The sequence below is a fragment of the Candidatus Neomarinimicrobiota bacterium genome (genome assembly GCA_018647265.1).
Taxonomy (GTDB): Bacteria; Fidelibacterota; Marinisomatia; order Marinisomatales; family TCS55; genus TCS55.
In genome coordinates, this window is record JABGTK010000052.1 from 1 (window position 1) to 4,805 (window position 4,805).

At 41.0% G+C, this 4,805-nt stretch carries 7 protein-coding genes; 4 read left to right on the forward strand and 3 right to left on the reverse strand.

Annotation, left to right across the window (positions count from 1 at the left end; translation table 11 throughout):
- From HN459_03395 to HN459_03405, 3 genes are all read right to left on the reverse strand, one after another.
- Nucleotides 1-235 (reverse strand): hypothetical protein (locus HN459_03395; protein MBT3478487.1); only part of this gene is annotated, 235 nt, incomplete at its 3' end.
- 58 nt (nucleotides 236-293) lie between these two features.
- Nucleotides 294-980: an NAD-dependent deacylase gene (locus HN459_03400; protein MBT3478488.1), complete on the reverse strand. Its 687-nt coding sequence runs from the start codon at nucleotides 978-980 to the stop codon at nucleotides 294-296.
- Between the two features lie 70 nt (nucleotides 981-1,050).
- Nucleotides 1,051-1,539 (reverse strand): hypothetical protein, encoded by a 489-nt coding sequence (locus HN459_03405; GenBank protein MBT3478489.1) that lies wholly within the window; start codon nucleotides 1,537-1,539, stop codon nucleotides 1,051-1,053.
- Nucleotides 1,540-1,579: 40 nt separating this feature from the next.
- Here HN459_03405 and HN459_03410 point away from each other — a divergent pair, with 40 nt between their 5' ends.
- The 4 genes from HN459_03410 to HN459_03425 are packed head-to-tail and all read left to right on the forward strand — an operon-like array spanning nucleotide 1,580 to nucleotide 4,712.
- A complete protein-coding gene (locus HN459_03410; GenBank protein MBT3478490.1) occupies nucleotides 1,580-1,825 on the forward strand; it encodes a peroxidase in 246 nt (81 codons plus the stop codon).
- Entirely contained in the window at nucleotides 1,826-2,128 is a 303-nt protein-coding gene (locus HN459_03415) for a peroxidase-related enzyme (protein ID MBT3478491.1), read from the forward strand.
- 3 nt (nucleotides 2,129-2,131) lie between these two features.
- Nucleotides 2,132-3,448 (forward strand): amino acid permease, encoded by a 1,317-nt coding sequence (locus HN459_03420; GenBank protein MBT3478492.1) that lies wholly within the window; start codon nucleotides 2,132-2,134, stop codon nucleotides 3,446-3,448.
- Nucleotides 3,441-4,712 carry an ArgE/DapE family deacylase gene (locus HN459_03425; protein ID MBT3478493.1) on the forward strand — a complete coding sequence of 424 codons (1,272 nt, stop codon included), beginning with the start codon at nucleotides 3,441-3,443 and terminating at the stop codon, nucleotides 4,710-4,712. The genes HN459_03420 and HN459_03425 overlap by 8 nt, the downstream gene beginning before the upstream one ends.
- Nucleotides 4,713-4,805: the final 93 nt, after the last annotated feature.

A 4,805-nucleotide genomic window follows, 5' to 3' on the forward strand; every position in this document is an offset into this window, starting at 1 on the left:
ACATGCCTTCATTTTCGATTGCAAATTCTCCAGTCCATCGATCAGAATAATTCCAGAAATAAACACCGCCCAGTATAATGGCGCCTTGAAGACCAATTGCAAAGTAATGGGCCTTCGGATCGGGATTATATTTAATTTGGTGATTCGTTTGAGAAGGTAATTCTGAAACCAATTGGGCCTGTAAAAATACAGCCCAAAAAATAACTGAAAGTAATATTATTTTCTTTAAATCCATTTAAAACCTGAATAGAATTTATCATATTTAACGCAATAAATAAATTATTAGCTGATTCTCATTCTTCCATTAATCGCGTGACTAATTGGGGAACACCTTCCCCTGCCTTCTCTTGAATTATATTAAAATCATGGATATTTGCACCTTCCAGCCCTTTTGGGTCAATATAGTATTTTTCCGCGAACGACGGTGCATAGTTCACCAACCCAGCCGCAGGATATACCGCCAGAGAGGTCCCGATGACAATTACAATATTCGTCATTTCTACAATGGGGACCGCTTTATCAATCATGGGGACGGGTTCTCCAAACCACACAATAAAAGGTCGCAACTGTGATCCCTTTTCGCAAGTATCTCCCATTTTCATTTTCCAATGGTCCAAATCATAAACCAAGTTTGGATCAACAGAACTTCTAGCCTTATTCACTTCGCCATGCAAATGCATTACATGGGTTGAGCCGGCTCTTTCATGGAGATTGTCAATATTTTGGGTAATAATATTTACACTGTATTTTTGCTCAAGTATTGCCAATGCTAAATGCGCTTTATTTGGTTTACACTCAAGAACTTGTTTTCTTCGATCATTGTAAAAATTGAGGACTAGTTCTGGATCCCGGACCCAAGCTTCTGGCGTAGCCACATCATATACATTATGGTTCTCCCATAACCCATCGCTATCACGGAATGTTTTGAGTCCGCTTTCAGCGCTCATCCCGGCTCCAGTTAATACAACAATCTTTTTCATCTTATGAAAATAAAAAGCCCCCCACAAATTGTGGAGGGCTTTTTATTTTATTCGCTATTATAAACTTGGCTTAAAATGCCCAGCCTATATCTATACCAACCGTTGGTACTCCACCAGCATCACCAAACATTATGTAATAGCCGTTTAGTCCGAAAACTAAACCACCCGTATCTTTTTGGTATCGATATCCGAATGAAGTATAAAATGCGGTAAGACCCTCAGATAGATTCAGGCCTAACAACTCAACATCTGCTTCAACCTTTATCAAATCTATGCCTCCCCCAATCACGAGATTATGGTTGCCACCCATAAAGTAATTAACCCCAATTGGAATGGCTGTTACCTTATACTCTTCAACCAAACTAAGTTCGTCAGCACCCTCTACTGTAAGGCCACCATATCCAACTCTCACAGACAACTTTTCACTAATCATTCGTTCATAGTTCATGGACCCAAGTAATCCGGGTCCCAGAAGTTCTCCGTACACAGCATTCTGACTATATCCTATAGATACGAAGGTTACAAATTGAAAGGTTAAACCGGCGTTATTATTTACCAAAATTTTAATTATATTTGATGCAGAGAATGAGAAAATAATTATGGCTTGGATCAAAACAATTAATGAAGAAAACGCAGATGGCTCCCTAAAAGATCAATATGCAGAATTGATAGAACCTTGGGGTGGTGTGGATAATATCCTCAAAATTCACAGCCTAAACCCCGAATCGTTGGCAGCCCATGTGCAACTTTACAAAACAGTAATGTACGGCAAATCACCCCTTCGCAGAACAGATCGTGAAATGATCGCCGTGGTAGTTTCCACCATCAACCAGTGCCATTACTGAATTGCCCATCATGGGGAAGGTCTCCTCAAACTCACAAAAAATGAAACACTGGTGAATCAACTAAAGTCCGACTATAACCTGGCGGATATTTCACAGGCTCAAAAAGCCATGTTGGATTATGCAGCAAAACTTACTGAACGTCCTGGGGATATGATAGCCAGTGATATAGATCGACTCCGTGAGGCCGGATTTAAAGATAGAGCCATTTTAGATATCAACCAAATCGTTGCCTATTTTGCTTATGTAAACCGTGTGGCTGACGGTCTCGGCGTAAATCTAGAAGATTTCTGGGGAAAAAAATAAACTATGCCTGATCAGCCAAAACTCAACCGCGTCCTGTCTCTCATGGATGCCACCATGATTAATGCCGGTGGCATTATCGGTTCCGGTATTTTTATGGTGCCGGCGACGGTGGCCCTTTATACAGCTTCCTCTTCTCTTTTCTTTATGGTCTGGATTTTGGGTGGAATAGTGAGCCTATTCGGAGCCTTGTCGGTGGCAGAACTGGCGGCCGCCATGCCCAAAGCTGGCGGTCAATATGTCTATTTAAGTAAAGCGTATGGCCCAGTTTGGGGGTACCTCTATGGCTGGACGGCCGCGGCTGTGATTAATACAGCATCTATGGCAGCGGTGGGTGTTGCGGGAGCAGAATACCTTCGATTCTTTTTCCCTTTAACTAATCTAGAAGTAAAAGGCATTGCCATTATAACTATCGTTCTTCTCACAATTATGAATATAATTGATGTGAAGTCTAGCGCAAGATTTCAAAACACATTAACGATCGGAAAAGTAAGCGCAATCATTGGCATTATCGTATTGGGCTTTACATTGGATGGGGGATCCGCCCAAAATTTTTCACCTCTATTTTCTGATAAGTCTGCTTTTTCTTTGATTGGTCCATTAGGATTGGCAATGGTCGCCGTTCTTTGGACTTTTGATGGATGGATATTTGTTACCTATGTGGCAGGGGAAGTGAAAGAACCGCAACGAAACATCCCTCTTTCCCTTATTTTCTGTATGGTTATTGTGGTATCCGTATATCTGGCAATCAACGCTGTTTTGGTTTATGTCCTTGGATTTGATCAAATGATCGTTTCGGGCTCAGTCGTTTCTGATGCAGCATCCGTTTTTCTCGGAGGCAATGGTGCCACAATCGTTACACTAATCATTGTGATTTCTCTTTTTGGGGGCAACAATGTAAATGTCTTAACAAGTGCCAGAATTATTTATGCCATGGCAAAGGATAATCGCTTTTTTAAATCGACCGGTCAAATTCACCCAAAATTTAAAACGCCATCCAATGCATTAATCATACAATGTATCTGGGCCATTATCCTCACGTTTAGCGGCACCTTTAACCAACTCATCACATATATCATTTTTGCTTCATGGATTTTCTACGGCATGTCTGCCGGCGCTGTAATTATTCTCCGTAAGAAAATGCCGGATATGGAACGCCCATACAAAACACCATTCTATCCATGGATTCCAATTGTCTTTGTTTTATTCGCAATCATTCTTACCGTGAATACTATCATGGAAGCGCCACGAGATGCGGCCATCGGCACCATTCTTATATTGGCGGGACTTCCACTATATTATTACTGGAAAAAGAATGACTAATATAAAACACCGAATCGACTCGGTTGTAGATGCTGCTCAGGATGAGATTGTTTCATTTCTCCAAACTTTGGTTCAGTCTCCCAGTTTAGCAAACAATGAAGGGGCAGTTCAGGAACTAGTTAGCGAAAAGCTAAAATCACTTCATTTAGATGTAGAGAAATTTCCAGTTCATTTTGATGAATTAAAGAATCATCCTGCATTTTGCGATGATGGTTTTTCTCCAGATTCTCGAGTAAATATTGTGGGCGAATGGAATCTTAATGGTGGTGGCCGCTCACTCATTTTAAACGGCCATGTGGATGTGGTACCTACGGGCTCGGAAGAACTTTGGGATGAATCGCCTTGGTCTGGTTCTGTGAAAAATAATCGAATCTATGGCCGTGGCTCCTGCGATATGAAATCAGGATTGGCTGCAGGAATTTTCGCAATCCAGATTCTTCAAAATATTGGTTTTAAACCCAATGGGAATGTGATGGTGCAATCAGTTGTTGGTGAAGAATCCGGTGGTTGTGGTACCTTGACTAATATTATAAAAGGATACACGGCTGATGCGGCTGTGATTCTGGAACCCACATCATTGAAAGTTTGTCCTATTCAATCCGGCGCTCTTACCTTTCGTTTAACGATTCCGGGCAGAGCGACCCACGCAGCCATGCGATGGGATGGTGTTAGTGCCATTGAAAAATTCAATTTAATTCATCAATCGATTTTAAAATTTGAAAAAGAACGCCACCAATCATTCAATATTAAATATTATGAATCGAAAGATAAGGTGGCGCCCATAAACATCGGCACAATTAAAGGTGGAGAATGGCATTCTACTGTCTCGGAATCTGTTATTGCTGAAGGACGATTTGGCGTCTTTCCCGGTGAATCTGCACAAGAGGCTCGAGAAACATTCGAAAATTATATCCACCAATTCTCTAAAACGGATGAATGGCTGAATGAAAATCCACCAATAGTAGAATGGTTTGAAGGTCAATTTGAATCTGGCCAAACCGATATCAAAGATCCAATCATTCAAGTCCTTTCAGACTCTTTTCTTCATTCAACTGGAGAGCCGCCAACTCTAGAAGGTGTCACCTATGGTTCTGACTTGCGACTCTTCACAAATCATGCCCATATTCCCGCCGTTCTTTTTGGCCCTGGTGATGTTCGTCTTGCTCATGCGGCTAATGAATATGTGAAAATTGAAGAAGTACTATTGACCGTTAAAATAATTGCAAACCTGATTGTAGATTGGTGCGGAGAAACTATTGAATAAAAATTTCGGTTGCCAGAATATGGTAAGCCCAATTAAACGCGTTTTGATGAAGCATCCAAAAGATGCCTATCAAAATCAAAACAAAGTAAACGA